This is a genomic window from Bacteroidia bacterium (assembly GCA_026932145.1).
Lineage (GTDB): Bacteria > Bacteroidota > Bacteroidia > J057 > JAIXKT01 > JAIXKT01.
Genome location: JAIXKT010000007.1, coordinates 413,168 through 439,288, shown reverse-complemented (window position 1 = coordinate 439,288; position 26,121 = coordinate 413,168). Strand labels below are relative to the sequence as shown.

Annotated in this window: 21 protein-coding genes; 13 read left to right on the top strand and 8 right to left on the bottom strand. The window is 38.1% G+C overall.

The features are described from left to right. Window positions 1–13 precede the first annotated feature (13 nt). Window positions 14–502 carry a D-glycero-beta-D-manno-heptose 1-phosphate adenylyltransferase gene (rfaE2, locus tag LC115_02950; GenBank protein ID MCZ2355641.1) on the top strand — a complete coding sequence of 163 codons (489 nt, stop codon included), beginning with the start codon at window positions 14–16 and terminating at the stop codon, window positions 500–502. A gap of 17 nt (window positions 503–519) precedes the next feature. Here rfaE2 and LC115_02945 read toward each other — a convergent pair whose 3' ends face one another. After that, on the bottom strand, window positions 520–1,965 hold the full coding sequence (locus LC115_02945) for a sigma 54-interacting transcriptional regulator (protein MCZ2355640.1): 1,446 nt from the start codon (window positions 1,963–1,965) through the stop codon (window positions 520–522). A 116-nt stretch (window positions 1,966–2,081) separates the two neighbouring features. Between LC115_02945 and LC115_02940 the strand changes: the two genes are divergently transcribed. Both LC115_02940 and nth read left to right on the top strand, forming a co-directional pair. Next, window positions 2,082–2,786, top strand: coding sequence for an NRDE family protein (locus LC115_02940; GenBank protein ID MCZ2355639.1), 705 nt, complete (start codon window positions 2,082–2,084; stop codon window positions 2,784–2,786). 69 nt (window positions 2,787–2,855) lie between these two features. Then, window positions 2,856–3,467 (top strand): endonuclease III, encoded by a 612-nt coding sequence (gene nth / locus LC115_02935; protein MCZ2355638.1) that lies wholly within the window; start codon window positions 2,856–2,858, stop codon window positions 3,465–3,467. Here the strand turns inward: nth and LC115_02930 are convergent. The 6 genes from LC115_02930 to LC115_02905 all read right to left on the bottom strand — a co-directional run bounded on the left by LC115_02930 (window position 3,443) and on the right by LC115_02905 (window position 12,355). Beyond that, window positions 3,443–4,570, bottom strand: coding sequence for a hypothetical protein (locus LC115_02930; protein ID MCZ2355637.1), 1,128 nt, complete (start codon window positions 4,568–4,570; stop codon window positions 3,443–3,445). The genes nth and LC115_02930 overlap by 25 nt on opposite strands. A gap of 51 nt (window positions 4,571–4,621) precedes the next feature. Further along, window positions 4,622–5,692 (bottom strand): efflux RND transporter periplasmic adaptor subunit, encoded by a 1,071-nt coding sequence (locus tag LC115_02925; GenBank protein MCZ2355636.1) that lies wholly within the window; start codon window positions 5,690–5,692, stop codon window positions 4,622–4,624. Window positions 5,693–5,711: 19 nt separating this feature from the next. After that, a complete protein-coding gene (locus LC115_02920) occupies window positions 5,712–8,732 on the bottom strand; it encodes an ATP-binding cassette domain-containing protein (protein MCZ2355635.1) in 3,021 nt (1,006 codons plus the stop codon). A gap of 227 nt (window positions 8,733–8,959) precedes the next feature. Further along, window positions 8,960–9,799: an SAM-dependent chlorinase/fluorinase gene (locus tag LC115_02915; GenBank protein MCZ2355634.1), complete on the bottom strand. Its 840-nt coding sequence runs from the start codon at window positions 9,797–9,799 to the stop codon at window positions 8,960–8,962. Window positions 9,800–9,818: 19 nt separating this feature from the next. Then, on the bottom strand, window positions 9,819–10,667 hold the full coding sequence (locus LC115_02910; protein ID MCZ2355633.1) for a DUF1571 domain-containing protein: 849 nt from the start codon (window positions 10,665–10,667) through the stop codon (window positions 9,819–9,821). 206 nt (window positions 10,668–10,873) lie between these two features. Further along, a complete protein-coding gene (locus LC115_02905; protein MCZ2355632.1) occupies window positions 10,874–12,355 on the bottom strand; it encodes an amino acid permease in 1,482 nt (493 codons plus the stop codon). A 311-nt stretch (window positions 12,356–12,666) separates the two neighbouring features. Between LC115_02905 and LC115_02900 the strand changes: the two genes are divergently transcribed. From LC115_02900 to LC115_02855, 10 genes are all read left to right on the top strand, one after another. Next, window positions 12,667–14,784: a DUF349 domain-containing protein gene (locus LC115_02900; GenBank protein MCZ2355631.1), complete on the top strand. Its 2,118-nt coding sequence runs from the start codon at window positions 12,667–12,669 to the stop codon at window positions 14,782–14,784. Window positions 14,785–14,964: 180 nt separating this feature from the next. Next, complete coding sequence (locus tag LC115_02895) at window positions 14,965–16,257, top strand: nucleotide sugar dehydrogenase (GenBank protein MCZ2355630.1); 1,293 nt, start codon at window positions 14,965–14,967, stop codon at window positions 16,255–16,257. An 8-nt stretch (window positions 16,258–16,265) separates the two neighbouring features. Further along, window positions 16,266–17,390 (top strand): DegT/DnrJ/EryC1/StrS family aminotransferase, encoded by a 1,125-nt coding sequence (locus tag LC115_02890; GenBank protein ID MCZ2355629.1) that lies wholly within the window; start codon window positions 16,266–16,268, stop codon window positions 17,388–17,390. 24 nt (window positions 17,391–17,414) lie between these two features. Continuing rightward, window positions 17,415–17,987: an N-acetyltransferase gene (locus LC115_02885; protein MCZ2355628.1), complete on the top strand. Its 573-nt coding sequence runs from the start codon at window positions 17,415–17,417 to the stop codon at window positions 17,985–17,987. Between the two features lie 48 nt (window positions 17,988–18,035). After that, window positions 18,036–18,545, top strand: coding sequence for a TlpA family protein disulfide reductase (locus tag LC115_02880; GenBank protein ID MCZ2355627.1), 510 nt, complete (start codon window positions 18,036–18,038; stop codon window positions 18,543–18,545). Between the two features lie 10 nt (window positions 18,546–18,555). Further along, a complete protein-coding gene (locus tag LC115_02875; protein ID MCZ2355626.1) occupies window positions 18,556–18,999 on the top strand; it encodes a transcriptional repressor in 444 nt (147 codons plus the stop codon). Then, window positions 18,996–19,760: a biotin--[acetyl-CoA-carboxylase] ligase gene (locus LC115_02870; GenBank protein MCZ2355625.1), complete on the top strand. Its 765-nt coding sequence runs from the start codon at window positions 18,996–18,998 to the stop codon at window positions 19,758–19,760. Before LC115_02875 ends, LC115_02870 begins: the two co-directional genes overlap by 4 nt. Next, complete coding sequence (locus LC115_02865; protein ID MCZ2355624.1) at window positions 19,757–20,512, top strand: type III pantothenate kinase; 756 nt, start codon at window positions 19,757–19,759, stop codon at window positions 20,510–20,512. Before LC115_02870 ends, LC115_02865 begins: the two co-directional genes overlap by 4 nt. Before the next feature lie 4 nt (window positions 20,513–20,516). After that, window positions 20,517–21,737 (top strand): hypothetical protein, encoded by a 1,221-nt coding sequence (locus LC115_02860; protein MCZ2355623.1) that lies wholly within the window; start codon window positions 20,517–20,519, stop codon window positions 21,735–21,737. 35 nt (window positions 21,738–21,772) lie between these two features. After that, window positions 21,773–22,900, top strand: coding sequence for a mechanosensitive ion channel family protein (locus tag LC115_02855; protein ID MCZ2355622.1), 1,128 nt, complete (start codon window positions 21,773–21,775; stop codon window positions 22,898–22,900). 116 nt (window positions 22,901–23,016) lie between these two features. On the opposite strand, the gene LC115_02850 is transcribed toward LC115_02855, so the two are convergent. Next, window positions 23,017–26,121, bottom strand: a 3,105-nt coding sequence (locus LC115_02850) for a T9SS type A sorting domain-containing protein (GenBank protein MCZ2355621.1), incomplete at its 5' end; no start/stop codon positions are given.

Genomic DNA, 26,121 nt, shown 5'->3' with positions numbered 1-26,121 from the left:
ATTAGATTATTAAATGGAAAATAAACTATTTTCAATAGCTCAATTAGAGCGAAAGCAATATATGTGGCGTTTTCGTGGAGATAGTATTGTATTCACGAATGGTTGTTTTGACATTTTGCATTTAGGGCACGTAGCGTATTTGCAGCAAGCTCGAAAGCTGGGAAACCGGCTTATTGTAGGTTTAAATAGTGATGAATCAGTTCGCAGACAGGGGAAGTCTGGCGCAATTCGGCCTATTAACCCCGAATATGCCCGAGCAGGATTATTAGCGGCACTATCGTGTGTAGATGCAGTCGTGATTTTTGATGAAGACACTCCCCTAAAACTAATTCAGACCCTTTTACCGGATATATTGGTAAAGGGAGCCGATTACAAACCCGAAGAAGTTGTTGGTTACCAAGAGGTAATAAAAAATGGGGGGCAAGTAATTTGCCTCCCATTAACAGAGGGTTTTAGCACCTCAAAAATAATTACTCAAATATTGGCGAACAAAACAAACTGATAATTGCAGTTAATTTGTTATTCAGCTTCCAATTCTTTTAGCAAAGATTCGTTAGTATCTTCTGAATCCTGTTTGAAGCGGTTGAATATGCTGTTTTTTCTGGGCTTAACGTTAGTGGTGTTTGATAGTGTAAAGTTTGAACGGTTCAGCATTCGATAGACAGTAGCTTGCCCTATATCCAATATTTCGGATACCTTTGGAATATCGTTATCATATTTGGTAAGGTAATGAAGGATAACCTTTGTTTTAATTTGGTCTAATGTTAGGTCTTCTTGCAAAAACTCTGCGAGTGGATTAACGGCGTTTAGCCCAAGATCATTGGCAGTGATAATATTTTCGGAACAAGCCACGCAGGCACGCTCTATAACGGAACGTAATTCACGTAAGTTACCCGGCCAAGTGTAGCGAAGTAATGCTTTTTGCGCATCAAGGCTAATTGTTATCCCTGATAGCAAATTTGATTCTGTATATTGGTTTACAAAATGCCGAGCTAAAAGTAGTATATCATCGTTTCTATCAGATAGTTGCGGGATTTTAATAACCAAACCCATAATTTGATAATAGAGTTCTTCTCTTAGGGTTCCTAATTCACGGCATTTTAGTAAGTCTTTAGAACTTCCAATGATAACCCGGCAGGTAATTGGGACCATTTTATCACTATTCACGCGGCAAAAATGCTTTTCCTGTAAGGCTCTCAAAAGGGCAACTTGAGTAGTAAGTGGAACTTCGGTGATTTCACTGATATAGAGCGTACCATTAGCAGCTAATTCAAATGCTCCCGGCTGGTTAGAGTTTGGTGATCCAAAAGAATCTTTGGAATAACCCCACAAAGCATTATCAAAGTTTTCTTTGGTATAGGCTCCGGGGCTTAGTGCAATGAATTTCCCTTTAACGCTGGGGGTTTCTAAGTGAATCGCTTTGGCTAAGGTTTCCTTTCCTGTGCCAATAGCTCCTAATAATGAAACAGATACATTTGTTTTAGATACTCGGTCTGCCTGACGGAAAATATTGCGCATCGCAGGGCTATTTCCCGTTAAGTTTTCTAAGCGATTATGAAACTCCGTCATTTCTTCTAAACGCTGATTTTCTTGTACTAAAAATATTCTTGAAATCAGGTTTTTTACACTATTTTGCAGCCGAATTACAGCATCCGTCTTTTTTGAAATATAATCATACGCACCATTCTTTAGCAATTCAGAAACAACTTCCGGCTCATCTTGCCCCGAAATTGCTATTACATAAGAATCTGGTAATACTTTCCGAATCTCTCTCAAAACATCTGTTCCGACCATATCAGTCAATAAATAGTCTAAGGTGATAATTTCTGGCCGATATATTTCTAAATTTTGTATGCACTCTTTGCCTGAATTAAATACAAAAATCTCAAGATAGTCTAATGATAATAAAGCATTTTTCAGTGCATTTGCAAAAACGACATCATCCTCTACTATGAAAATACGCATATTAATTTACAATGATAATTTTTTTAGAATTGTTTATTAAAGTCTGTGCAAAATTAAATTTTTTTTTATAATAAAAACAAAAAAATAATTATTTTACGAAATTGAAATGTTTTTTTATGTGTACATTTAGTTACGCAATTTCTAATAGTCAAGAAATTATTTTTACTTCTAATAGGGATGAGCGTTTTTTACGCTCGAAAGCCTTATTGCCAAATATTTATGATTTTGAAAATATTCAGTTAATCTACCCGATAGACCCTGACGGTGGCGGAACGTGGCTGGCTGCATCCAAAAGTAGGGTTATTTGCCTACTAAACGGCGCATTTTTTCCCCATCAACCCAGACCTCCTTACCGAAAAAGCCGTGGAAAAATCGTCTTGGAAAGTTTTAACTATGAAAACCCAACTGTATTTTTAACTCAATATTCTTTGGATAATATTGAACCCTTTACGCTAATTTGGGCAGACTTAAATCAAAATGTTATCTGGGAAATAAATTGGCAACAAAAAGTATTTTTATCTCGGCATGAGCTAACGTCCTCAAAACTATGGGCTTCTGCTATGCTGTATCCTGCCCCAATCCGGAAAGCAAGGAGTGATAATTTCCATCATTTTTTACAAGAACAACCGATTTCTCCCGAAAGTTTATTGAACTTTCATACCCAATGGGATGAAGACCCTAAAAAATCTATTCAAATTCATATTCCAGAATTACTCTCTACCGTTAGTGTTTCTTCCATTGTGGTTACTTCTTCTCAAATTAACTTTTTATATCAAGATTTACTAACCCGTGAATCTAACCTTAATGTACTCAATCGTTAGCATTACTGAATGTCTATGTTAAATAAAAACTCTATTGAGCTATCTGATTACCAATACAATCAAAAAAGAATGGGCTTAATCTTAGCGGAATTAAATAAAATTTATCCTGATGCCCAAACGGAGTTACGCTACCAAAATCCGTTTCAGTTGTTGGTATCCGTTATATTGTCGGCGCAATGCACTGATGAAAGGGTCAATAAAGTAACTCCTGCATTATTTGATACTTTTCCGGATTCCGAAACTATGGCAGCCGCAACCACTGAAATAATTTATCCTTACATTCGCTCTATCTCTTATCCCAATTCAAAGGCAAAAAACCTTGCTGAAATGGCCAAACAGTTGGTTCAAAACCACCAAGGTATTATTCCCAATCAAGTGAGTGAGTTGATAAAACTACCCGGTGTTGGCCGAAAAACGGCACACGTAATTTGCTCCGTTTTATTTGGGATGCCTACATTAGCAGTTGATACCCACGTGTTTAGAATTTCACACCGACTGGGTTTTTCGGCTGGAAAAACGCCAGAAGCCGTTGAAAAAGATTTAATGCGGTTCATAAATCCAGAACAAGTTCATCAGGCACATCATTTGCTGATTTTACATGGTCGGCGGATTTGCATCGCCCGAAAGCCAAAATGTGATGACTGCGCCATAGCACTTTATTGTCCCAAAATATTTGAATAAAAATCAATCAGTTTTTTCTGCTCATATTCCCAGCTCCAAACTTCCTTGTTTTCAGCACTTTGTTTATAAAATAGCTGTAGCTTTTCTCGTAATATCTTTCTCTCTAAGAAAGATATTAGCTCAGTAGTATTAAATCCCAAGTGGTTTTCGGCAGAAAAAAAATTCCAACTTTGAACGTCTGTAAAAATCAACGGAGTTTGGGTCGCTAAATATTCAAAAAACTTAGTGGGTGTTCGGGTAATGATATTTGGCTTGGGGCTATATAAAGCGAAGCCAGCATCAGCTATTGCAATTTGCTGCATAATTTCAGGATAAGGAACAGGCGTTAAGCCCCCAATCCACTTTACTTGGTCTTTTAAACCTAAATTTTGAATCAACAAAACAGCGTTTTCGTAGTCAGAACTATGTGGGCAAAAGCCGGCAATGGTCAAAAAAGCCTCTTCTACAGCTACAATTTGCTTAAATAGATGAATGGCGCTGAAAAGCCCCCACGTTTCCGATAGATTTCCAGTTAAAACAAAGTTTATGTGTCTATTAACAAGTGGTTTGTGTTTTTTTTCTAACTGATTCGGTAGGATACATTTATTCTCAATGATTACAATTTGTTTATTTTTAGGAAAAAATATTGGATAAAAAATCTTTTCGGCTACGGTTATTCCGGCAATTCTCTGCGTAAAAAAATATTCCAATGAACGAACCAAAATAGCAAGCGGCTTTCTAATCCACTTTGGATACGTGTTTTCTGATAAAATATTTTGAAGATAATCTTCATGTATATCATACACGATTTGGGACAATGGCAGCAGCAATATAGCCGGCAAAATAAGTTCGGGAGTGTGCAGTACGTAAAGGTTGGTTTTTAGATTACGCGCTTTCCAGACAACTTGCCAAGGGCGAAAAAAACGTTTCCAGGATGTTCTGTTGATAAATGGAAGCGAGAAAACCTGAATTTCTTGCTGGTAATAGGTTTCTTGTTTTGCGCTGCATCCAATTACAAATACTTGATAACCAGCCTTCTGCTGGCTTATAGCTTGTTTAAAAAAAATGCGGCTGTGAAGAACCGAATTTAGTACCGTTAAATGGCAAATTCGGGCATTATTCATTTTGCAATTTTAAAACTATTGGCAAATAGCTGGCTATTTGCCAATAGAATACTATTCGGGATTATTTTTGCTGGTTTGCGAAACCAAAACAGGTTTGTTGGGTCTTACAAACATCATTCCGCTGACTACAATAGAGTCTCCGGTTTGGATTCCGCTTAGGATTTCGATTTTATTTTCGGATCGGATTCCGGTTTGGATATTCACCATTTCGGCAGTGTTATTTTTGACCCGAATTACTTGTTTGCTTTTGGCATCCGGCAAAATAGCTGCTGTAGGCAACCAGAAAGAGGGTTCTGGTTTGGGCGTTATGACCACCCGGACATACCCTCCGGCGGGTAATACGGCGTTCTGCTGGAGCAACGCACGGACGCGCAGATTACGAGAGTTGTTTTCTAACCTAGTGTCCACCGCCGCAATGCGTGCTGTATATTGCTTAGAATCAATCTCTATTTTTACAGTCTGCCCAATCTGAACGTAAGCTAAGTAACGTTCTGGGACGGTGAAGTCGATTTTTATTGGGTTCGTTTGTTGTAAGGTAGTTAAAACCGTTGTTGGGGTTATATAAGCGCCGTTACTGACAGCTCGAAGCCCTACTACGCCGGAAAAAGGAGCTTTTATGATTGTTTTTTCTATCATAGCTTGGTAGTACAAAACGTCTGCGGCAGCAGTTTCTTTGCTTTGGAGAGCTGCATCATATTCTTGCTGCGTAATAGCTTTCGTTTCTATCAAGTTTTTGGCGCGTGCTTCCGTTTTTTGAGAAAATTCTTGTTGGGCTAAAGATCGTTTGAGTTGTGCTTCATATTCGGCGGCGTTTAGCTTCGCCAAGACAGTTCCGGTAGATACTGATTTTCCCTCTACCTCTGTATTTAGATAGACAATTCTTCCAGATATTTCTGGGCGGATTTCTACAAATTCTCCCGGAGAAACGGCACCGCCAAATTCTAACTCATTAGAAACGAGTTCGGGAGACATTACTTGAACGATTACCGAGGGTGGTTTTCCCTGTCCTTTTTGGGGGGTATTTTTGAGGTCTTTATCAGCATTACTACAACCCCAAGTAAAAATAAGACCGAAAAGTCCTAACTTTATCAAAAGGGCTGCTTCCGCAAAAGATGATTTCATGTATTTTATAGGTACTAAGTTAAAATTTTTTACGCTGTGCTAAATTAGAACCTTTATCTATCAACCAACGGAAGGTTTCAAAATACAGCGTTATGTACATAACAACGGATAAAACCCAAATAAACAAGAGGTTGAATGAAAAAGTATCATATAATTTCCCTAAAAAATGTTTGGTTGGGGCGAAGAAATGGGTACGAAAGTCTAATGGATTAGAGATGCTTTGGGGGTCTAAGAAAATAGGATCCATTTGCTGAATCAGTTTATTATCTATTTCTAAGATTTTGGTATTATCTGTTTTGTTGGTAACTAAGTCGGCAAGGCTTTCGTTGTGGTTTTTCATTTTAATTTCAAGGAATTTTTCGGAATTTCCTTCACCCAATTCTTGGATTTTTTTGTCTTTATCTGCATTAGCTTCATTAAATTTTTTGGAGTATAGCTTGTGTAATGCAGTAAATACTTCGCGGGCATCTTGGGCAGTTTTTTCGGTAAATTTTTCAGGTGTTAGGTCTTCTAAGAATGGGAATTTTTGACCACTAAAACGCGAAAGTTCGCGGGTAAGTTCCTCTTTGATTAAAGAAAGATATTGTGTTACGGTATTTTTTTCTTTCGGGTCTTGAATGTGGTCTAAACAAAAATCTATTTTAGATTCTAATTTTCGCAGCCAATAATTTTGTTTGTATTGAGCTTCACTCATGCGTTTTTCTATGGTATAGAAGTTTTTTTCATAGTCATTACTTTTAAACTGGTTTACGGCTAAGGCTTCATAAGCCCAACGGGAAGCCATCATTTCTCCGGCTAATGGCACACTTCCTACGGAAGCGATAGCAGGATTTAGCTTATCAAAACGAACAATTACACCACTTAAAATAATTTGTGGAATCAATAAAATCGGTATCAAAATATAGATCGTAACCGCAGAATCAAATGTCGCTGAGATATTTAGCCCCAGCATATTGGCAAAACAAGATACAGTAAAGAGCACTAACCAATAATCTACCGTCATGTCGCTCAGTGAAAGTACTGTATTTCCAATGATCACAAAAGAAAATGTTTGGATAGCCGAAACCACAAAAAGGATTAGGATTTTGGAGAGCAAATAGCTTTGCCGGCTTAGGTTCAAAAATGCCTCTCGTTTTAAGATTCTTCGGTCTCTGAGGATTTCTTCGGCACTAACCGTTAGCCCCATAAACAGCGCAACCAAAATGCACATAAACATATAGGCCGGTAGGTTTAGGTTTTCATATAAATTGTAACCCAAGGTATTAGAAGCATCTGTATTGTAATATCTTACAATAAATGCTAATACCAAAGCCAAGAGCGGCGCTTCTAAAAAGTTGATAACTAAATAAGAAGTGTTACTGATTTTGGAAAGAACATCTCTGGTAATAAAAACTTTACATTGTTTCCACCAGTTGGGGATGCTCAGGGTGCTGATGGGTTTATCTTTCTGTGAGCTTACTTCCGGTAGTTTTATTTTTTGCAGAAACCGTTCGTACCATTCTTGGGAGCTGATTTTACGTTGATTGGTAAAGTTTCCGTTTTCGTCTAATACTTTGGTTTCTATTATGTTAAATATTTGTTCTGGATTTACGTTTCCGCATTCGGAACATTCAGCAGTTTGTGCATTTACGTGATTTACTTCGGCTTTGAAATAGCTGACGGCTTCTACCGGATTGCCGTAATAGATTGGATATCCGCCTACATCCATGATAAAAAGTTTATCGAACATTTTGAAAATATCCGATGAAGGTTGATGGATGACTACGAAGATTAGCTTTCCGCGTAAAGAAAGTTCTTTAAGTAAGTCCATGATATTTTCAGAATCTCTGGAAGACAAGCCGGATGTAGGTTCATCCACAAAGAGAACTCCCGGTTCTCGAATCAGCTCTAAGCCAATGTTTAAGCGTTTTCTTTGGCCACCGCTGATTTTTTTATTTAATGGGTTTCCTACTTTCAGGTCTTTGGCTTCTAACAAGCCTAAGTTCTGTAATGTCTTTAAGGTAAGTTTATCTAACTCTTCAGGGGATAATTTATCAAAACAGAGTTTTGCGTTATAGTATAGATTTTCATAAACGGTTAAATCCTCCATGAGCAAATCATCTTGGGAGACATAGCCGATAACGCCTTCCGTAGCTTTGCTATTTTGGTGGATATTGATGCTATTTATGCGGATTTCACCTGAAGATGGCTTATAGCTTCCATTTAATACGTTTAATAACGTTGATTTTCCGGCTCCGCTGGCCCCCATAAGTCCGATTAGTTTACCGGATTCTTCGCGGATATTGATATTATGCAGCCCGATTTTTCCGTTCGGGAAACGGAAGGTAACTTTATCGGCTTCAAAAACGACCTTAGGTTGTTTATCATCACTCAAAAAGCGGCTAACTACATCGCTGTAATAAATTGGGTTATGTTTAGGATAGCGAATAACGCTACCCGGTGCAAAAAAGTAAACTTGGTCTGGAAGCAACGCCAAGCCATTAACGGTAGTTTCTTGCTCACCAAAGAACCGTAAAATGTAGGTTTCTACGCTGGGAATCCGCAGCACTGAAATATAACCTGAAAAACCATGCGCAAAAATATTGAGCGGATTCTGGCTTTCCTGCAAGGCGCTATCTCCAATAGAAAGCATCTCCGGAATAACCAACTCCTTGGGCGTTTGATGCAAAACAAAATCACTGATAATCTTATATTCATGGTCTTTTATGTTCAGAATATCTGCTGCCGTATGAATTGCGTCTTGCTCTACTTGAGAAATACTTTTATCAGCATTTACCAACTCTATTAAACGAACGATAACGATAATTTTTTGCTTCTGGGTGAGTTCTGAGTTTACTTTGTGGCATAACTCTTCAACTGTTTCAGATTGGGTTTCGGAGGCAAATCGTTCAAAAATACCAAGATAATGGTTCGCAGAATCATGGGTGAGTTGCTGCTGCAGAAACGACCTTACTACGGAAACCTCTTCTGCCGTTACACTATCTTCTTTTGCTATTACTGCAAATAAGTGCATTAGTGCCTCTACAAGTTTTTCATTCATTTTTTGTTCAATAAATAATTAAACCCAATTATCGTATTGGTTTTAATGGCCAAAATAGCAACTTTCCTTGCATATATGCAAAGAAAAAAAGTTTTAACTTATGATAATATTGTTCAAATAGGCTGTAAATTAAGCTATAAGGATCAGCTATTAAAGCTACAACAAGGTTATTATCAGAATAATATACTCTATCTTGAATTTGTTTTAGGTTAAAATCAGGTTGTTTTTTAGGGTTTTATGTGGTGTATTTCGTTTTCTATAGAAAAAGAGAGATTATACTTTGGGTTTTCTTTATCGGGGTTATCATTTATTGGGCTAAATTCAATTGTAAATAAGTCTTCTTTTTCGGCAGATAACAATTTAAAGGCTTCTCCGTTTCGGATGCACACTTTGAGTAAATCATTTGAGCCAAAGCCTACATAAATATTTCCATTTGGGGTTTCAAAAAGGCTTTTATAGATAATTTCTTGCTTAGCAGAACGAATAAATAGTTTTGCCGGTCTATTTTTCCCCACAGATTCCATTTCTTGGCGGGAAATATTGGTAATGAAGTTACCTTGTTTATCAGCATACAAAACAGTTCCGTTTATAGAGTCTTTGGTAGTTGTTGGATACGGCCAAAGCTTAACCATTGGGTTTTTATGTAACTGAATATCAGTTAATTTTGAGTTATTGTAAATCTGTTGAGCTGCTTTTGCATATAACCAAGGCCAATGTTCTTGGATAGGCTCTATCCAGTGAGTCGGTTGTCTGCTGTTTTCGGTCAAGACAAATAAAGTACCGTTATCCGGTGCTACCCAAAATTGTTCTTGCCAGTAAGTGATTAAAAGTCCTTTGTGGTAAGCAGAATATCCTTCGTCAGCAGCTAATAAATGTATGGTTCCGGTAGGGTAATAGCGGTATAATCTTCTTACTAAGGCAGTTAATTGAACAATATCTCCGTGTGTGGTTTCGTGTGTAACTTCGGTAATATTATCATTGGGAAAAAACTGCCGTAATACGCCCAGTAGTTCGGCAGCAGCCGTTCCGCTATATCCAAAATCTGACGTAATCGTGATATTTCCCATAATTAACCTAATTTAAGTTTCAAAAATGATATGATTTACATTCTTTGGTAAATTCATCTGGGAGCATTTTGGGGTTTAGCTCTAAATTATGGTGTTCGTATTGCTCAAAGAGACCTTTATCGTCATAAATAAATTGAACTATTGGGAGGTAAGTTCTTTTATCAACATAGAGAACGGTTCTTTTGGCGTAATCTGTGGGGATTTTGATTACTTGTCCGGCTTTTATATCGCGTTGATGTTTTATTGTGGGGTTTTTTTCTAAGATCATGTGTGCGCTTAGCCCTAATTCTTTTTCAATTTTCCAGAGGTCTTCTCCGGGTTTCACAGTGTAATCTATCCACGAAAAGTTAATTGGAGTTAGCACTACTTTGTAGCAATCTATTTGATTCCAGACCAGAGAGCCTTCGATTGTAAAGACTTCATCTAAGTTTTTTTGATATTTTTTTAGGGCTACCCGTATGATTTCTGCAAATCTATCAAAACCTGTGTGCATAAGCGGGTGGTGCTGCCCTTCTAATAAAATAGAGCCATACGGATCTAAGGAAAGATTGATATAGGGAAATTTGCCCGGATTTACCAATGCTTTGTTCGGGGATTCTTTGGCAGTATATAAGACCTCTGCTCCCTTGTTGGGTGTATATTGGTATAAATAAACACGAAAAGGATTTCTGGCTAAACGAACATCCATTTCTTCGTAGAGCAGTTTATCTTTATGCCGTTCATATTTCTTGAACCGATAGCGAAGTGTAGAAACATTATCTATTGCATGAAGCAATTTTTGTGTCATCTCTAACTTTGAGGGTGTTTGGGCTAAAATATCAGCACAACTTAAACTCAAAAACAATAATCCGAATAACCAAAAGGGCATATTTATACCAAAAACGAAACAAAAGTACGTACTAATTCATACCCAGCTATGAAAAGTAGTTCAAGCATTACAAAGTATATGCCAAGGTGCAGTGTGCATAAGCCTTACAGATTACCTTAATTTAGGAAAAAAATTGGGGGCTATTTTACTAAGTGAGATAAGATAAAGTAACCAATTGTTTTGTAAGTAAGTTAATACTTTAAAAATCAATCTCTTATTTTGCTTTTTTTCAATCCATAAGAAAAGTAAATTATTAAACCTATCATAAGCCAAGCGAATAACCTCAGCCATGTTTCTCCGGGTAAAGATAGCATCATTAGCAAGCAGCAGACGATTCCCAATGCAGGAATTAGTGGGACAAAGGGTGTTTTAAAAGAGCGAGGTGCGTTTGGTTGTTTGTATCGAAGGACTATAATGCCGGCGCATACAACTATAAAGGCAAGTAATGTTCCGATGCTGGTCATTTCACCCACGATGTTAGCAGGGACAAATCCGGCAAAGAGGCTTACAAAAAGCATGAAAAATAAGTTTGACTTAAAGGGAGTTCCAAATCTATGATGAACTGCTGAGAAAAATCCCGGTAATAATCCGTCACTGCTCATTGAATAAAATACCCTTGACTGCCCGAGGAGCATTACCATAATTACCGAGGCGTATCCGGCCAGGATAGCTATAACAATGGCTTTATTTAGCCACGGATAAGCCGGAATAATGGCACCTGAAGCATCCGGTTTTCCCATGTGCTCAATTGCAACTGCAACCGGCGCGATACCGTCAGCACCTTGATAAGCTGTGTAATTAGCAACACCAGTCATCACGTGAGCAAATAAAATATAAAGTACCGTACATATAAGTAATGACACCAAAATACCGATAGGCATATCTCGTTTGGGATTTTTGGCCTCTTGGGCAGCAGTAGATACGGCATCAAAACCAATATAGGCAAAAAAGATAATCCCCGCAGCCCTAAAAATCCCACTCCAACCGTAACTCCCAAAGTTTCCCGTGTTTTCAGGGATATAGGGAGTGTAATTACTTTCATTAATAAATCCCCAACCAATCGTAATAAAAATCAACACTACCGCCACCTTGAGTAAAACTATTATTCCATTAACTAAGGCAGATTCCTTAGTGCCTCTTATTAAGACCAGAGACATAGCTACTACAATGAATATAGCAGGTATATTAATGAACCCTGACACAGTATCTCCATTTGATAAAGAAACGGTATCGAAAGGTGATAGCGTCAAAAAAACCGGCAGGTCTATATTAAAGTAAGATAAAAACTTCACAAAATATCTTGACCAGCTAATAGCTACGGTTGCAGCCCCCACTGCATACTCTAATACTAAGTCCCAGCCAATAATCCAAGCTATAAATTCTCCCATAGTAGCGTAGGAATATGTATATGCACTTCCGGCAACGGGTATCATAGACGCAAATTCTGCATAACAAAGGCCGGCAAAACCACAGGCAATAGCTGCAATGATGAACGATATAGTAACAGAAGGTCCTGCGTTATTTGCCGCAGCAGCACCCGTTATAGAGAATAGCCCGGCTCCTATAATTGCACCAATACCTAAGGCAATTAACGCCGAAGCACCTAACGTCCGCTTCAAATTGTTATGCTCCTTAGAAGATTCGTCTATTAACTTTTCGATTGATTTTTTAGCCCAAAATCGATTCATTCTATTTTCGTTTTTTGATTACAGCCTCCAAAGATAGTTGTCATTATGAAAGTAGCAACTACCTAAAATTCAAACTAAATAAAAATCCTTGTATTGGTTCAAAAAAGTGTTTTTTTAACCAATACAAGTTCATAATTCAGCAGGAAATGGCTGCTATATTCCCTGAATCATAGTTTTCGGGCAAGAAATCAAGTTTTAAACAAAAAGAATAATTTCTTGGAGTTAGTAAGGTTTTTCTGTAATTTTGCACCTGCAAGAACCAGAAAGTATCTTACTACGCTTTTAGATTTACTCTTTTGAGTTAGAAAATCATGTCCGATCTTCCCGAATTGTTTCCCGAAAACACTACGCCGTCCGCCACTGAAACGGAGCGTGAAATGCCAACCTCTGAAATCTCTCTTTCTTCTGAGGAAAGTTTGCCGTCTGATTTAGCAAATACAAGTCTGCATTCAGAAACAGACCTAACCTTGCCGGAAGCGCACACACAAGAGATAGAAAACGCCTCTGTATCTGAATCATCAGAAACCGAAGAAGTGCATCTCGATGCAGAAACCTTAGCATTTCAAGAAATTAAGCAAGAACAGCATAAAGCTATTCAGAATATCTTAGAAGAAAGCGATATTAACCATATACTGGAAACCGCCGGAATCAAAGAAATCATGATGCTCATGCAGGCTCTCGCAGAAACACCTATTCAGGAAGTCAGAAACAAAACATCTAAAGTTGGAGAGATTAAACGCAGCTTCGATAAGAAAAAACAAGAAGAATCTGAATTTATCAAAACCATAGCTGACGAAGAAAAACGCAGAGCAGAACAAGATAAATTTAATGAAATATCCAGAAGTTTCTCGGCCAGTTTAGCTAAATTTAACGCCACTAAGGTTGAATACGAAAAAGTATTAGAGGCTGAAAAAGCCGATAATACAAACAAAAAAGAAGAATTGCTGGGACAACTCAAAGAAATCGTTGCTAAAGAAGACTTAGAGCGCGATGCAGAAGTCAGAAATATTCAACAACAATGGAAAGAAATCGGCCCGGTTATTAACGAAAAAAGCGAAAATATAATCCAGACTTATCGTACTCTATTAGACCAATTTTACGCCTTACGCAAAAAACGCAAAGACTTAGAAGATATTGACAGGCAACGAAATCTCGAAGCCAAAGAAAGTCTCATTAAGGAAGTATTAACTTTAATACCCGAAAATGCAACAGAGGTCAATGGTGCTTACTGGCGAGATAACAGCGAAAAAGTAAAAAACATCCACGAAGTATGGAAGTTGGTTGGCCCCGTCCCGAGTGAAGTCTCCGACGAAGTATGGAATCGCTTCAAGCAAGCTACTGATGCGTTTTATGATGTACGTAAAGAATATTATGTACAGCAGGATTCGCTACGACTCGAAAATGCTAAGTTAAAACAAGAAATCATGACCCAGCTTACCGAAGCTATCGGTTTTGAGTATCAAACTATTGACGAATGGAAGCAAGCAACAGAGCGCATCTTTGAAATGCAAAAAAACTGGATGGCAGTAGGGGAAACCCCCTTAGAACTTAGTGGCCAACTCTGGAAAGAATACCGAGATTTTTGCAATAAATTTTTTGCTGCAAAATCTACTTTTTTTGACGCATTAGACTCCATTCGCAAAGAACACTTGAAGCAAAAACTGTTAATTATAGAACAAGTTGAAGCACTACAAGAGAGTATTGAATGGAAGAAAACCGCAACAACAATCCAACAGCTACAGCAGCAGTGGAAAACAATCCCTTACTCTAGCCACAAAGAATCTGAAAAACTCTGGAAACGTTTCAGAAAAGCCTGCGATACATTCTTCAAAAGAAAAAGTGAGCATTTTGAGAGTGCAAAACAATCAGAACTCGAAAACCTTACTTTAAAACAAGAAATCTGCGCCCGCGTAGAATCTTTCTTGACCGAAGACTTTAGCGAAGACCACACCGAAGAAATCAAAGAACTCCAAGCAAAATGGAAAGAAATCGGGCTGGTGCCAATCAAAGAAAAAGAACTAATCTGGCAACGCTTCCGAAAAGCCTGCGATAACTATTTTGAAGGCTTCTATAAACAAAAAAGAGCAAACAAGCCATTCCACAAAAATAACTATAGAAGAGATAATGATACGAATTATGCCCAGCGCGATAATTCAAAACCTCTCTCGGAAGAACGAAAAATAAAAGATAAAATTCGTCTTTTAGAAGAGAAAATATCTCAATATGAAAATAATATCCTATTCATTTCCAAAGGCTCTTCCGGAGATAAATTACGCGAAGTTATTAATGCACAAATAACACAAACTAAAAGCGAAGCCGAAAAGTTAAACCAAACTTTGAAAGAACTAAAAAACGCTGCCTCTAACGTAGATAAACCAACGGAGCATAATAACCCCGAAAATACCGATACAAAAGTAGATTCTGAGTAATCTAAACTACTGTACTACAAATATTGCTTACTGTTTATCGGTTAAGTACTCTTCATTTTTTGGGTCAATTAATAGCTTTTGTCTTGTAAATTAAGTGTCTTTTTTTTATTTTTTCCCAATGTACTATAACAAAAAAAGAGATACTTTTGCGGCTCAATTAAGAGTAATGTGCCTACAATGATTTATGACTCTCTGATCTCAAAAGAAAAAAAACTTGCTGTAATAGGACTTGGATACGTTGGTCTCCCAATTGCATTGTTATTTGCTAAAAAAATCTCCGTAATAGGCTTTGACATTAACCAAAAGCGTATCGAAATGATGCGTAATAATATTGACCCAAGTGGAGAACTAACCGCAGAAGACTTTAAAGATGTTGATATTACCTTTACAGACGATTTGAATGTCTTACGCCAAGCCTCTTTTTATATTGTAGCAGTTCCGACCCCAATTGACCAACATAACCAACCGGATTTAACTCCCGTTTTAAGCGCAAGCGATACCTTGTCTAAGGTGCTAAAGCCCGGTGATTACGCTGTTTATGAATCTACGGTGTATCCGGGATGTACCGAAGAAGATTGCCTCCCTATTTTGTTAGAATCCGGCCTATCCTACCCTACTGAATTTAAATTAGGCTACTCTCCCGAGAGAATTAACCCCGGTGATAGACACCACACATTGGATAACACCGTTAAAATCGTATCCGGTTGCGATCCAGAATCTTTAGACCAAATTGAAAAGGTATATTCCTTAGTAATAAAAGCCGGTCTGCACAAAGCTCCCAGTATCAAAGTAGCCGAAGCTGCAAAGATTATTGAAAACACCCAACGCGATGTAAATATCGCACTGATGAACGAACTATCCCTGATATTCAACAAAATGGGGATAAACACCTATGACGTAATAGAAGCTGCCGGAACGAAATGGAACTTTCAGCGATACCAACCCGGATTGGTCGGCGGGCATTGTATAGGAGTTGACCCATATTACCTCACCTATAAAGCCAGTGAACTCGGCTACCACTCAAAAGTAATCCTCTCCGGTAGGCAAATCAATGATTCGATGGGGTTTTATATCGGAGAAACAACCGTAAAAAAATTAACGGCATTGGGCAAACTCGCCACAGAAGCACGTGTGTTGGTTATGGGAATTACATTCAAGGAAAATGTTCAGGATATTAGAAACTCTAAAGTTGTGGACTTAGTGAAAGAATTAAGAGAGTTTCATGTAAATGTAGATATAATCGATCCTTTTGCTGTTAGTGAAGACGTACATGAAGAATATGGTTTCAGCTTGACTGAAGAAAATCAAAAACATAACGACTATGATGCCGTAATTATAGCTGTTCCTCACGAACCTTACAAGGTTCTAACAGAGGCTGATTTCCAAAAAATATGTAAGCCAGATGGATTAATCGTAGATATTAAAGGATTGTATCGTAATCAAATACATCAGATGCATTATTGGAGTCTTTAATTTTGGGTATGAAAAAAATTCAAATGGTTGATTTAGGCAGTCAATATCATCGCTTAAAATCAGAAATAGACCAAGCAATTTCATCTGTTTTAGAATCTTGTGCATTTATTAATGGCCCTGAGGTAAAGATTTTTCAGCAAGAATTAGAGTCATACCTAAATATAAAGCACGTTATTCCTTGTGCCAATGGCACGGACGCTCTCCAGATAGCCATGATGGCTTATGATTTCCAACCGGAAGATGAAGTTATTACCGCTGACTTTACCTTTATAGCTACTGCTGAGGTAATTGCCTTGCTGAAACTCCGCCCGGTATTGGTGGATGTAGATCCGGAGTATTTTACCTTAGACCCGGAGCAAGTGCGCAAGGCAATTACTCCTAAAACAAAAGCCATTGTACCGGTGCATCTTTTTGGTCAATGTGCTGATATGAAGCCTCTCTTAGAAATAGCTCAAGAACATAATTTAATTGTAATTGAAGACGTTGCGCAGGCCTTAGGAGCAAATCATAATGGCTTTGAAAACCCACTCAAAGCCGGAGCTATCGGAGATATTGGTTGTACTTCTTTTTTTCCATCCAAAAACTTAGGCTGCTACGGAGACGGAGGAGCTATCTTTACCCAAGATGACAATATAGCCGCCAAAATACGTATGATTGTTAACCATGGTCAGTCAAAACAATACTACCATGACTCCATTGGCGTAAACTCCCGATTAGACAGCATTCAGGCAGCAATCCTTAAAGTTAAATTGAAATACTTAGATGACTTTAACGAAAAAAGAAACATAGTTGCCAATTTCTATAACCAACAATTTGCAAATCAGCCCAAAGTAATCACCCCCAAAACAGCTCCTTATTCAACGCATGTTTACCATCAATATACAATGCAGATTGTTGGGGCAGATAGGTGGAAACTACGGGAGTTTTTGTCAGAAAGAAATATACCGTCCATGATTTACTACCCCGTTCCGCTACATTTGCAAAAAGCCTATCTCGATGCCCGCTATCAATTAGGAGACTTTCCTATTACGGAAAAACTCTGCGAAACGGTATTATCGCTTCCTATTTCTACAGAAATGGATATGGAACAACTAACCTACATTACAAATTCTGTTAATGAGTTTTTAGCTTAACTTTAATTATCTAATTTAACATCAATGAGTGCTCCATTTATTCACCCAACTGCCGTTGTAGATGAGCCTTGCATCATCGGTGAAAACACCAAGATTTGGCATTTTTCCCATATAATGCAAAATAGCGAGGTGGGTCATCATTGTAATATTGGCCAGAATGTAGTAATTTCTCCGTATGTACGTATCGGAAATAATGTAAAGATTCAAAATAATGTTTCTATTTACACCGGTATAGAGTGCGAAGATGATGTTTTTCTGGGGCCTTCTTGCGTTTTTACAAACATTAAGATACCGCGCTCCGCTATTCCTCGAAGAGAGCATTTTGTTAAGACCAAAATATGTAAAGGTGCCAGTATTGGTGCAAATGCGACAATTATATGCGGTATAACCATTGGTATGTATGCTATGATTGGAGCCGGTTCGGTCGTAACGAAATCTGTACCCTCTTATGCTTTAATTATCGGGAATCCGGGTCGCCAACGCGGCTGGGTTAGCCAATACGGACATACCCTCCACTTTGACGAAGAAAACTTAGCAGTTTGCCCTGAATCCGGCCAAGTGTATATCTTAGAGGGAAATCAGGTATCCCTGAAATAAAAACTGGCTTGAAATTTGTTGCAAAACAACTTACTGACATAAAATAAGATGAAATCATTCCTAATATTTGCCTTTTTATTAGTCATTTCTGCACCACTTTGGGGGCAAGTGCCTGCTAAAAACTTTGAATTACCATCCGTTAAACTAAAAGATTTGGACGGAAAAACCGTAAATTCAAATACATTTTCAAATAAAGGGAAACCTATCATCATCAGTTTTTGGGCTACATGGTGTAAGCCCTGCTTACAAGAATTAGTAACTATTCATGAGCAATATGCTGATTGGCAGGCAGAAACCGGCGTAAAACTCATCGCTATTTCTATTGATGATGTTCGTAACTCCAGTAAAGTAGCTCCTTTTGTACGCGGAAAAGGTTGGGAATATGAAGTTTACTTAGATGAAAATAATGACTTTAAGCGAGCACTTAACGTAAATATGGTTCCCCATACTTTTTTGCTTGACGGAAATCAAAAAGTAGTTTGGCAACACGCCTCTTACGTTCCCGGTGATGAAGTTAAACTCTATGAGAAAGTAAAAGAGCTAATAGGTTCTAAATGATTCTTTTGCAATGGATAACCTAAATGAGCAAGCAGGTAAGTTATTAAAACAATACAATTTTCGGCAGACAGCTACTCGATTATCTGTTTTACGTTCTTTTTTGGAGTCAAGTCATGCATTGTCTCACCAATGCTTAGAAACAATTTTAGGAGCACACTTTGATAGAGTTACTATTTATAGAACGCTTATTTCATTCATTGATGCCGGAATTTTACATAAGATACCGGATTCTGCCGGCTCACCAAAATATGCTCTTTGTGGAGAAGGGAATTGCCTCGCCGGTAACCACCAAGATCACCATATTCATTTTGCTTGCAATCAATGTAAGCAGACCTTTTGTATCGAAGAAACAATTATTCCCCAAATCCAGATCCCTCCTTGCTATATTATATCAAAAGTTAATTTCTTGGTAGAAGGTATTTGTAAAGATTGTTCCGAATCTCAAATCTCGTGATTTTACCTACAATCAACACCCGCTACGTAGGGCAGTCTTTTGTTTATTTTCCGGAAACAGACTCTACCAATGACAGGGCGTGGGCGGCCTTACCTACGTCTCCGGTAAACGGAACTTGCTTTGCTGCAGATTATCAGACCAAAGGAAAAGGCCAGCGTAATAACACTTGGTATTCAGATTCCGGCCAAAATATATTGCTTTCTGTTTTATTGTATCCTACCTTTCTGCCCGTTGGCCGTATTTTTCAGCTAACCAAAGTAGCTGCATTAGCCGTTTTGCAAACTGTTCAACAATTTGTTCCAAATGGAATATCCTGCATCAAATGGCCTAATGACATTTTATTGAATAACAAAAAGATAGCCGGAATTTTGATTGAAAATCAATTTTCGGGAAATACTATTTTAGCCTCTGTTTTTGGTATCGGTATAAATGTCAATCAAAAGAAATTTGAGGTTACAGCTTCTTATTCGCCAACTTCTCTCTTTTTAGAACTGAATCAGGAGTTTGACCGAAGTACTATTTTGCCAGTACTTTTTCAAAATATAGAAAAGTGGTATGATATTTTACAGCAAAATACCAGTTGGTTAGATCGAGAATACCTATCCTATTTGTTAGGTTTTCAAGAAAAAAGGTTATTTCAAAATAAATCAGGTATATTTGAGGGTTTTATTATTGGGGTTCATTCCAGTGGAAAATTAGCAATCCAGATTCAGAACACTGTAGAATATTTTGATTTTAAAGAAGTTGAGTTCATTTTATGAACAAATTAATATTAGACGCGGGGAATAGCCGACTAAAAGCGGGTGTTTTTTTTAACCAACAGTTATTATCTTCGGTAGTATTTAATTATCAAGATGATGTTAGGGCTATTTCAGGTACTTTTGAGCAATGGGTTAATAGCTATTTTATAGACACAGTTGGAGTATGTAGCGTTCGGAATCAAGAGCCAATTTTAGATTTTTTATTATATTATTTTCAAGGTAAAGATATTATCTGGATTAGCCCGAATATGCCATTGCCTTTTTCGTCTTTATATGCTTCTATAGAGACACTTGGGGCGGATAGAATAGCACTTGCAGCAGCTGGGCAGGAAATTTTTTCGGAACAAAATGTTTTAATAGCCGGTTTGGGTACTTGTATTACCTTAGACTTTGTTGATTCAGCAGGAAACTATCACGGAGGAAGTATTTCTCCCGGATTGATGATGCGTTTACGCGCACTGCACGACTATACCGCCAAGTTACCTTTTTTAAATATCCCTGCCGAATTTCCCAATTTTATTGGTAATACTACCGAAAAATGTATGCTTAGCGGTATTCTTTTCGGAATTATCCATGAAATAAATGGATTTTATGAACGTTATCAAGATTTATACCCAAATTTAAAGTTCTGTTTAACCGGAGGCGACACAATACACTTTGAAAAACAGTTGAAAGGTGTAACCTTTGTGAGCCAAAACTTAGTTTTAACCGGATCTAATAAAATTATTGATTATCAATTGAATGCTAAATAGATTTTTGTACATATTATTATTTTGTGTTTGTTTTTTTGCGGGCATAAATTCCTTATTTAGCCAAGGTTCATCGGTTAGCCCCTATTCGGCTTATGGTATTGGAGATTTATATCCCAAAGCATCCATTCGTCAAGTAGGTATGGCTAATGTTGGTATTGGTCTTTCAGATGCTACCAGTTTAAACCTATCTAACCCGGCTTCATATTCAGAAATTCAACTCACTTGTTTTGATTTTTCTGGTTATTTCAGTTTGGTTTCCCAGCAGAGTAATACCAAAAGTATCACCCAATATTCCGGCGGGCTAAACAGCTTAGCTTTTGCATTTCCTACCCGCAAAAAGTTTTGTTTAAGTATGGGTTTTACACCCTATAGTGTTACAGGCTACCATTTTAGGCAAGTTGAAACCCGCTATTTAGATACCATACAATTTACCAATAACTTATTTCGCCAAGCTGACGGTGGCCTAAATCGAGCTTTCTTGGGAAGTGGTATCCGCCTGACTAAGAATTTATCCATTGGACCTGAACTTGCTTTTTTATTTGGAACGACAAATTATTATTACTCTTCGGCACAAACTCTTTCTAATTCTGCTGCCGTTGAATTTCAAAATAGAATTTATGCCAATGGTTTTTTGGGAAGGCTTGGTGTACTTTGGAAAGATAGCATCAATGATAAGCATCGGTATTCTATTGGGCTTATTTCTGAATTAACGAGCAAATTGACGGCTGAAAACCGCTTAATCAACTACTATGTTTCGGATACGGTCTCATTAATTTCCGGAAAAATTACTATTCCGATGCTATTGGGTCTTGGCTTTGGCCTTTCTGGAAAATCATATCGCTTAGGTTTAGATGTCTCTTGGCAGGATTGGGGAAAATTCAAATATCTATCTCGACAGGATAATTTGGGGCAAAAATGGGATGTTCGTATAGGTGGCGAATGGTTTCCAACATCTAATAGCGGCTACCTTAGTAAGGTGGACTACCGCGCCGGAATGTTTTTTGAACAAGGTTATCTTAACCTAAGAGATTATCGTTTAATACACACCGGTTTTAGTATAGGAGCCGGCTTTCCTATGCCACGTTCTTTTTCCCGAATACATCTCGGATTGGTATTCGGCACCAGAGGCACAACTCAGCACCAACTTTTAAAAGAAAATTACCTGAAAATTTATCTTGGTGTAAGTTTTGTGGATAGATGGTTTATTAAACGGAAAATAGACTGATCTAAATTACCTCATTTATTTTATCCTGAAATACGATGGATTGGAGCTGGCTGCAGAACGTCTATTGGGGAAATCGAATTATAGATTATGGATACTTTGTTGGCTTAATTGCTTTAGCATATTTGCTGAGGTTTGTAGTAGCTTCATTGATTGCTGCAGTTGTGCTACGTATTGTACGCCTGCTTTCCAGCAATAACCTAACTATCACAGCTTTATTACTTCATCTTCGTAAACCTTTTGAAGCATTGGTGCTGTTTGGGATACTATACATAGCACTATTGCAGCTTAAAATGCCCCCTGAATTTGGCAATGAAGCAGCCCATAAAATTTTAGAAATAGGAAGAGCTATATTCAAATTCGTTTTGGTAGGGCTATTACTCTGGCTAACTATTCGGGCTATTCGATTGACTGCTGAGTACTATAAAAACTTAGAAATCCGAAATGGCGGAGCGGAATTACCTGATTTACAATTGGTTCAGCTAACAGCTACATTGGCTAAAGCATTTGTTAGCTTATTTGTGATATTATTATACCTTAATTGGGGGCTTGGTTTAAATGTTGGCTCAATTCTTACCGGATTCGGAATTGGAGGTATTGCCATAGCCTTGGCCGCAAAAGAAACCATTGAAAACCTACTGGGTTCATTAACCATTTTTTTAGATAAACCATTCAAAATTGGAGATTACGTAAAAGTAGGTGATTTTGAGGGAGTTATTGAATACGTTGGTATTCGTTCTACGCGAGTGAGAACCATAGACGGAACATTATTATCGGTTCCAAATAAAAAAGTAGTAGATTCAAGTGTAGAAAATTTTCAACTAAGAACACACCGATTTATTCAGCAAAGTATTGGCATTAAATACGAAACTCCATTAGATACACTTCAATTAGCAATTTCAGAAATAAATGAGTTTTTAGCAGAAAATCCATCTATAAAACCGGAAATAGCAGTGCGTTTGTTTGACTTTGAAGAAAGTTGTCTAAAAATTAAAGTTGTTTACACTGTTATCGAAAATAATGGTAGTTTCTTTTCCTATTTAAAAGTACGGGAGGAAATTAACCTTCGTATTTTTGAAATATTAACGAAACATAATATTTCCTTTGCTTACCCCACCCGAACCATTTACACACTGCCTGCCTCATCTGCGGATGATATTAGCTAATTGATTATTGGATTTAGCAGCTATTTACGTAATTCGGAGGATTGTAACTGCTTCCTCAATTTAGGATGTGCTTAATTTTTTGCGTTAAGCACATCCTGAATTGAGAATTAGTGTTTTTATCTGATAATCACCAACTTACGATTATAGATATTGTTTGGTGTTTTGAATCTCAGAGAGTAAGCTCCTGCGGAAAGATGCGCAATTGGATAGTAATCTGTATTTCTCCCCTCACTTGCAAAGTAGGAACGTTTTTCTACAAATCTACCGGTTGCGTCATAGAGTTCTACAAACACCTCCCCTTCTACCTGTGTGAAATATTCAATATTTAATCTTTCACCAAAATGAATTGGGTTTGGATAAATATTTAAAAACTCGGCTTCATCGGTTTGTTTGCTAAGTTGGGCTGTGTTGGAATACTTTGTATTACCATCTGAGTCAATTCTCCGAACTTGATAGTAAAGTGTTTTACTGTCTTTTAGTTCCGGTTTTTTATCAAGATATTGGTAATAAGTAGTTCCATCTTCGGCAAGAACCATTTCCACTTCGTCAAAGTAATTCATATCAGCAGAACGTAACAATTCATAAACCAATGAGCTACGCGGTTGTTCGTCCATTGTCCAAGCCAATATTGCATCTTCTCCTTGCCATTCAGCAGTTAGGCGGATGTCATCAAGCGGTAGAGGAGGGTTAATTGGCATAAATGTAAAGTCAGAGAACATATTATTCCGCATTGTTCCAGTATTTGCATTTATGTCTATTGTATTTGGAATATGGTTTGGAGAAATTCGCCAGCCTCCGGGTTCAGCATAACTTGGGTTGTAAATACCTCCTTGTACTACTTGAATCATTTCATCATTGGGCGTAAGGATTGGCTGAACCGGTAAATCGAGTTCTGAATAATTGAATTTAGCACTATAACCATTTGTATCAAAAGTTAGCGATCCAAGTGTCATAGTCCAATAGCGTTTAATGGTGTAGCGTGTTGGGTGCATAGTTTCTCTAACCTGCCCAAGCAATGTTCCAGCAGTTATCACACTATCAAAATCAATCCAACAAGGCGAATAGGTATTTCCGCCTATTGGAAATCCTTTTACTTGATGGCTACCTTGTTTATAGTTCCAGACACAGAATCCGGCACTTGTCGCAATCATATAGCCGGTTTTTTGTCCCGGAGTAATAACCTGTGCCCGCTCTAATAATTCACAGTTATAGTATCCTAAGAGCATCTTCCCGTTAATAAATTTAATGCCGCTTCTAATTTGGGTATTTGGCCCTGATACAGATTTGATATTCATGGCATTGCTATCCGGCCCATCTAAGTATAGATAGCCATAGCTGCCATTCCATAGGGTTTGCGTAGCTCCATTGTAATGAACAATACTACTGTCAGCGTTTAGCAACAAAGCGTTAGATTGAAGGGTAAAACTACCCGTTATTTCAAAATATCCTTGGTTATCTATATCAATTCCGTTAGAAGCTGTGGCAAAGTCTGAACCCGGCCCGTCAGCTAAAATCAAGTTATTGTTAGCTGGAACAGTCAAGTGGCCTGCTGAAGTTATCGTAACTTGGTCAACTCCAATTGGGATTGAGTAGTTGTATAGAACATTATGCCTTACTTGAACGGTTCGGCTGAGGCTGGTGGGGTAAGAAACCGACCCGCATCTTGTAGGTACGATAGGTGCGTGCATCCATTGGCTTAGGGTAGGTACCCAAACTTCCCAGATATTTAAGTCTGTCCAGTTACCATCTGCAATGGTGCGGTAGTCTAACGGTACTAATGCGCAACTTCCTACTGAGAATGGTGAGAATGACGTTATTCCTGATGCAAATTGATGCCATGGGTCAGGATTGCTGCCGCTACCAGGTGCATTAGAACCGATATTCAGTCGTTTCCAGCCAGTTAGGTTAAGGTAGTGTCCCACAGTACTTTGGGTTCTATCAAAGTTGGCATTTTCATGAGCTGTTATCCAGAATAAATCTAATGCAACAGTTGAGCCACCCGCTACGGATTCGTCAATAAACCAAGTTCGATTTACTGACGAGGTATCGGCAAGTTCATCACCGGGGAAATTATTATGATACTCAAACTGTGGAGCTACGCGCACGGCAAAGTTATCTATTGTTCCGCTATTGGCTAAAATCGCTTTGTTATAGCTACTTGCCGCAGGGCCAACCGGGAACTCAAATGAGGTAGTTGCTCCCGCCCCAATTCTACGTTTGACAACTTGCCCTAAGCCATCTGTTACAAAAAAACCTTGATAACTACCATTGGTAATGGTACAGTTTGTATCTAATGTGATTGACCTATTTTGTAGCTGAATGTGTGCGTTCAAGAACTTCACATCGGTACGCACCAAAGTAGCCGTTCCAGATACGGTTTTCAGCCCACCAACTTTTGCTTCTAATTTACCGTATTGCCCATTCCACATCGTTTGATTACTGTTTGAAACGTAGGCAACGGCGCTTGAATCACTATTTACCAGAAGCCCAATACCTATTGGGGTGAAATTTCCTTGAATTACCAAACGGCCATTATTTTGGATGTCTGCAACGATAGGAGTTATAGAGCTATCTACTAACCTAAGCGTGATTCCGCTGGGAATAAAGATAACGCCGCCATAAGCTGAATTATGGACACTAAGCGGGTCAATTGTAGTTTCATCAATTCCTTGCGGGATAGTGAAGTTATAGGTTACCGAATCTCTAACCTGTATGGTTAAGCTATAACAAGTTGGATAAGGCACTCCTCCGCAAGGGCCATAAGATTCTGCATTTATCCAAGAGGCTGTTAATGAATCATATACCTGCCACGTTGTTAGATCTGTCCAATTTCCATTTTGTCGGCTGCGATAATGCATCGGAATCTGGGTTGGGTTTGATACAGATACAGTATCTTTTTTCACTTCTGAACAAGAATTTGCGTGTCCATGAACAACATAGTTACCGACAGCAGCTACATTATAGGGATTTGTGATTGATAACTGTGGTGCAGTATAACATTCTACCCGTAAGCCGATTCCGTTTCCTGCCCACGTTTGTGGCTGAAAACGAACATACCTTGCTTGGATGTATCCCTGTAAAGTATTGGTTACTGTTGAATTACCATCAGTATTTCCTGTAAAGAGTACCGGAGTGCCGTTTACGGTGTAGGTGTACCAAGTTACGTTATCTAAGAGGTTGTTTAAAAATGGTGTAAAAATTGTTAAATTATTTAATATCAC

Coding starts and splice junctions, on each gene's coding strand:
- rfaE2 (MCZ2355641.1), top strand. CDS start 14: ATGGAAAATAAACTATTTTCAATAGCTCAATTAGAGCGAAAGCAATAT.
- LC115_02945 (MCZ2355640.1), bottom strand. CDS start 1,965: ATGCGTATTTTCATAGTAGAGGATGATGTCGTTTTTGCAAATGCACTG.
- LC115_02940 (MCZ2355639.1), top strand. CDS start 2,082: ATGTGTACATTTAGTTACGCAATTTCTAATAGTCAAGAAATTATTTTT.
- nth (MCZ2355638.1), top strand. CDS start 2,856: ATGGGCTTAATCTTAGCGGAATTAAATAAAATTTATCCTGATGCCCAA.
- LC115_02930 (MCZ2355637.1), bottom strand. CDS start 4,570: ATGAATAATGCCCGAATTTGCCATTTAACGGTACTAAATTCGGTTCTT.
- LC115_02925 (MCZ2355636.1), bottom strand. CDS start 5,692: ATGAAATCATCTTTTGCGGAAGCAGCCCTTTTGATAAAGTTAGGACTT.
- LC115_02920 (MCZ2355635.1), bottom strand. CDS start 8,732: ATGAATGAAAAACTTGTAGAGGCACTAATGCACTTATTTGCAGTAATA.
- LC115_02915 (MCZ2355634.1), bottom strand. CDS start 9,799: ATGGGAAATATCACGATTACGTCAGATTTTGGATATAGCGGAACGGCT.
- LC115_02910 (MCZ2355633.1), bottom strand. CDS start 10,667: ATGCCCTTTTGGTTATTCGGATTATTGTTTTTGAGTTTAAGTTGTGCT.
- LC115_02905 (MCZ2355632.1), bottom strand. CDS start 12,355: ATGAATCGATTTTGGGCTAAAAAATCAATCGAAAAGTTAATAGACGAA.
- LC115_02900 (MCZ2355631.1), top strand. CDS start 12,667: ATGTCCGATCTTCCCGAATTGTTTCCCGAAAACACTACGCCGTCCGCC.
- LC115_02890 (MCZ2355629.1), top strand. CDS start 16,266: ATGAAAAAAATTCAAATGGTTGATTTAGGCAGTCAATATCATCGCTTA.
- LC115_02885 (MCZ2355628.1), top strand. CDS start 17,415: ATGAGTGCTCCATTTATTCACCCAACTGCCGTTGTAGATGAGCCTTGC.
- LC115_02880 (MCZ2355627.1), top strand. CDS start 18,036: ATGAAATCATTCCTAATATTTGCCTTTTTATTAGTCATTTCTGCACCA.
- LC115_02875 (MCZ2355626.1), top strand. CDS start 18,556: ATGGATAACCTAAATGAGCAAGCAGGTAAGTTATTAAAACAATACAAT.
- LC115_02865 (MCZ2355624.1), top strand. CDS start 19,757: ATGAACAAATTAATATTAGACGCGGGGAATAGCCGACTAAAAGCGGGT.
- LC115_02855 (MCZ2355622.1), top strand. CDS start 21,773: ATGGATTGGAGCTGGCTGCAGAACGTCTATTGGGGAAATCGAATTATA.